The organism is Nonomuraea sp. NPDC049784 (assembly GCF_040659615.1).
In the GTDB taxonomy this organism is placed as follows: Bacteria; Actinomycetota; Actinomycetes; order Streptosporangiales; family Streptosporangiaceae; genus Nonomuraea.
Map to the genome: position 1 here is coordinate 1 of NZ_JBFAMX010000905.1, position 3,045 is coordinate 3,045.

Annotated in this window: 4 protein-coding genes; 1 reads left to right on the forward strand and 3 read right to left on the reverse strand. The window is 70.2% G+C overall.

Going from position 1 to position 3,045, the window contains the following annotated elements:
* Positions 1-80: 80 nt before the first annotated feature.
* The 3 genes from AB0J09_RS60755 to AB0J09_RS60765 all read right to left on the reverse strand — a co-directional run bounded on the left by AB0J09_RS60755 (position 81) and on the right by AB0J09_RS60765 (position 1,428).
* Entirely contained in the window at positions 81-320 is a 240-nt protein-coding gene (locus tag AB0J09_RS60755) for a DUF3040 domain-containing protein (protein ID WP_360713020.1), read from the reverse strand.
* A gap of 72 nt (positions 321-392) precedes the next feature.
* Positions 393-638 carry a type B 50S ribosomal protein L31 gene (locus AB0J09_RS60760; protein WP_360713023.1) on the reverse strand — a complete coding sequence of 82 codons (246 nt, stop codon included), beginning with the start codon at positions 636-638 and terminating at the stop codon, positions 393-395.
* A 28-nt stretch (positions 639-666) separates the two neighbouring features.
* On the reverse strand, positions 667-1,428 hold the full coding sequence (locus AB0J09_RS60765; protein WP_360713025.1) for an SDR family oxidoreductase: 762 nt from the start codon (positions 1,426-1,428) through the stop codon (positions 667-669).
* 134 nt (positions 1,429-1,562) lie between these two features.
* On the opposite strand from AB0J09_RS60765, the gene AB0J09_RS60770 reads away from it, so the two are divergent.
* A complete protein-coding gene (locus AB0J09_RS60770) occupies positions 1,563-2,723 on the forward strand; it encodes an MFS transporter (RefSeq protein WP_360713028.1) in 1,161 nt (386 codons plus the stop codon).
* Positions 2,724-3,045: the final 322 nt, after the last annotated feature.

Genomic DNA, 3,045 nt, shown 5'->3' on the forward strand with positions numbered 1-3,045 from the left:
GCTGGGAGGCCGCGATCGCCGCCGCGGTGGCCATCGTCGCCGCCATCGACCTGGCGGTGCTGCGACGACGACCCCGCGGCTCAGGTGGTCAGCACGGCCAGCAGTAGCAGCACGATCATCAGGGCGCCGACCGTGAAGATCATCCACACATGGGCAAGCGCCCACATCCGCAGCCGGTCGGTGTACGACTGCGGGAAGATGTTCCCGTCGGACTCGATCCTGTTGATCGCCGCAACGCGCTTGGCCAGCTCGGGGTCGTCTCGCTCAAGAGCCTGCTCGATCTCAGCGAGAATGCGGCGTTCCTTTCCAGAGAGACTCATCTCCATCACCACTGCTCCACGCCGGTGACCACCTTTTACCCACCGGTAGCGAAGGCATGCCCGCCTGGCGCGTCACCTCCTCCCGTAGCGCTGCTTGAAGCGCTCGACGCGCCCGGCGGTGTCGAGGATGCGGCCGCGGCCGGTGTAGAAGGGGTGGCTGGCGGACGACACGTCCACATCGACGACGGGGTACGTCCTGCCGTCCTCCCACTCGATCGTCCTGTCACTGGTCAGGGTCGAGCGGGTGAGGAAGGCGAACCCGACGCTGGGGTCACGGAAGACGACGGGGCGGTACGCGGGGTGCAGGTTCTTCTTCATGGCCGCTTCAACCGCATGACAACGGTTTTCATTCCCGGGCTTCTGGGTCGAGCCCGAGCACCGTACGACCGCCGTCCACGGGGACGGTGGCGCCGTTGACGAACGCCGCCTCCTCCGACAGGAGGTGCGCCACGACGGAGGCCACCTCGGCGGGGGTGGCGACCCGGCCCAGGGGGTGCAGCCTGGCCAACTGCTCTTCGACGGCCCGCCGCCCTTCAGGGGTTTGTGAGGCCAGGAACGCCTCGTACCGCTCCGTGGCCACCGAGCCAGGGGCCACCGCGTTGACCCTGATGCCGCACCTGCCGTACTCCACGGCCAGCGACCTCGTCAGGCCCTCCGTGGCGGCCTTGGCGGTCGCGTACGGGAGGCTGCCGGGCACCGCCCTGGTGGCCTGGTGCGAGGTGATGTTGACGATGGCGCCGGGCGTACCGGCCGCGAGGAAGTGGCGCACGGCGGTGGCGCAGCCCACGACGGCGAGGTCGAGGTTCGCCGCGATCAGGGCCCTGACCTCGGAGATCGGGGAGGAATGCACGGAGGCGTCCCGGAACACGGCCGCGTTGTTGACCCAGCCGCGCAGGGTGCCCGACTCCTGGGCCAGGTCGGCGGCCCAGGCGACGACCTCCTCGTCGGCCGCGTCGCCGATCACGGGGACGACCCTCGGGCCGGCCCAGGAGAGGGCGTCGGGGTCGCGTTCGACGGCCACCACGGTGTCCTTCTCGCCGAGTAGCCGTTCGACCACGGCCTTTCCAATTCCACGTCCGCCGCCGGTAACCACGTAGGAAAAGCTCATGACACGACGTTATTCCTATTTCACAGTCTGTCGTTCTTGGCGTGTTGAAGTGACATTTATCACCGTATTTCCGTCCGGTGAGCGGGAACGATGTTGAAGTGATCGACAGCGCCGGATCGAAGTCCCATGTATGGATGATCGGCGCGCTCTCCATCACGCAGACCGCCGGATACGGCGTGCTTTATTACGCGTTCTCGGTGTTCATCCCGCCGATGTCCCGCGAGCTGCACGCCGGGGTCGCGCAACTCACCGGGGCGATCACGCTGGCCGTGCTGGTGTCGGCGATGGTGGCTCCGGTCATCGGACGCTGGCTGGACCGGCACGGCGGGCGCGGGCTCATGACCGTGGGTTCTGTGCTGGGCGGGCTGGCGGTGCTGGCGTGGTCCCAGGTGCAGTCGGTGGCGCAGCTGTACGTGGTGTGCGGGGTGCTCGGCGTGGCGTCGGCGATGGTGCTGTACGAGGCGGCGTTCGCGGTGATCGTGGCCTGGTTCGACGCGACCAGGCGGGCGCGGGCGTTACTGGCGGTGACGGTCGTGGCGGGGTTCGCGTCCAGCATCTTCCTGCCGCTGACGGGCTTTCTCGTCGATCTGTACGGATGGCGGCAGGCGCTGGTCATCCTGGCCGTGGGATACGCGTTGACCTCCGTGCCGCTGCACGCGGTGGCCGTACGGAGCCGGGCTGCGCCACCGCATGTCGATCGGCGCGAGATCGTCGGGGCGGCGCTGCGCGAGCGGCCCTTCTGGCTGCTGGCGGCGGCCTTCCTGACCCAGACGGGCGCGGTGGGGGTCATGGGGGTGCTGCTGGTCACGTACCTGATCGCCCTCGGGCATCCACCCGTGTTCGCGGCCGGCGTGGCGGGGCTGCTCGGGGTGCTGTCCGTCACGGGACGGCTCGTCACCACGGGGCTGCAAGGGCGGTGGTCGGTGGCGTTGATCACGGCGGTCATGTTCGGGCTGCAAGGGCTGGCGGCGATGCTGCTGCCGCTGGTGGGGAGGAGCGTGGCCGGGGCCGTGGCTTCTGTCGTGCTGTTCGGGCTGGGGTTCGGGGTGGGGACCATCGCCCGGCCCGCGCTGCTGGCCGACCGGTACGGCACGGGGGCGTACGCGTCCCTGAGCGGGGCGCTCGCGCTGCCCATCACGGTGGCCAAGGCCGTCGCGCCACTGCTGGCGGCGGGGATCGCCCAGTTCGCCGGGTATCCGGCCGTCATGGGGGCGGTGGCGGCGGCGTGCGCGCTCGGCGCCCTCTCCCTGGTGGCCTACGACCGCGGCATCCGCCCCGACACTGCCCCCGCCTGACCCCCTCCCCCAGCGACACCGCCACCCTCCTTCGCCCCCTTCGGAACCCCGCCTTCGCTTCTCCCTCAGCCACACCCTCCTTCACCGCATGGAACGCAAGGCGCCCGTCCCTATCTCCCAGCGACGCCGACCACCTTCGCCCCGTGGGACCCGAGTCGCCCTCCCATTCCCCGCGGAACCTCAGCCCACGGCGGCGGCACGACTCACAGCGAAGAGATGAGTCCGCCGACCATGGCTGACGTCCCGTTGGGGTGAGGCTCGAAGGCGCCGCCGCTCCGCTCCAGCGGTCCCACGCCGGTGCGGCGCGCCCAAGGGGCCCGCG

Bases quoted from the DNA above. Each gene is read 5' to 3' on its own strand.
- AB0J09_RS60765 (WP_360713025.1), bottom strand. From the start codon at position 1,428: ATGAGCTTTTCCTACGTGGTTACCGGCGGCGGACGTGGAATTGGAAAG.
- AB0J09_RS60755 (WP_360713020.1), bottom strand. From the start codon at position 320: ATGAGTCTCTCTGGAAAGGAACGCCGCATTCTCGCTGAGATCGAGCAG.
- AB0J09_RS60770 (WP_360713028.1), top strand. From the start codon at position 1,563: ATGATCGGCGCGCTCTCCATCACGCAGACCGCCGGATACGGCGTGCTT.
- AB0J09_RS60760 (WP_360713023.1), bottom strand. From the start codon at position 638: ATGAAGAAGAACCTGCACCCCGCGTACCGCCCCGTCGTCTTCCGTGAC.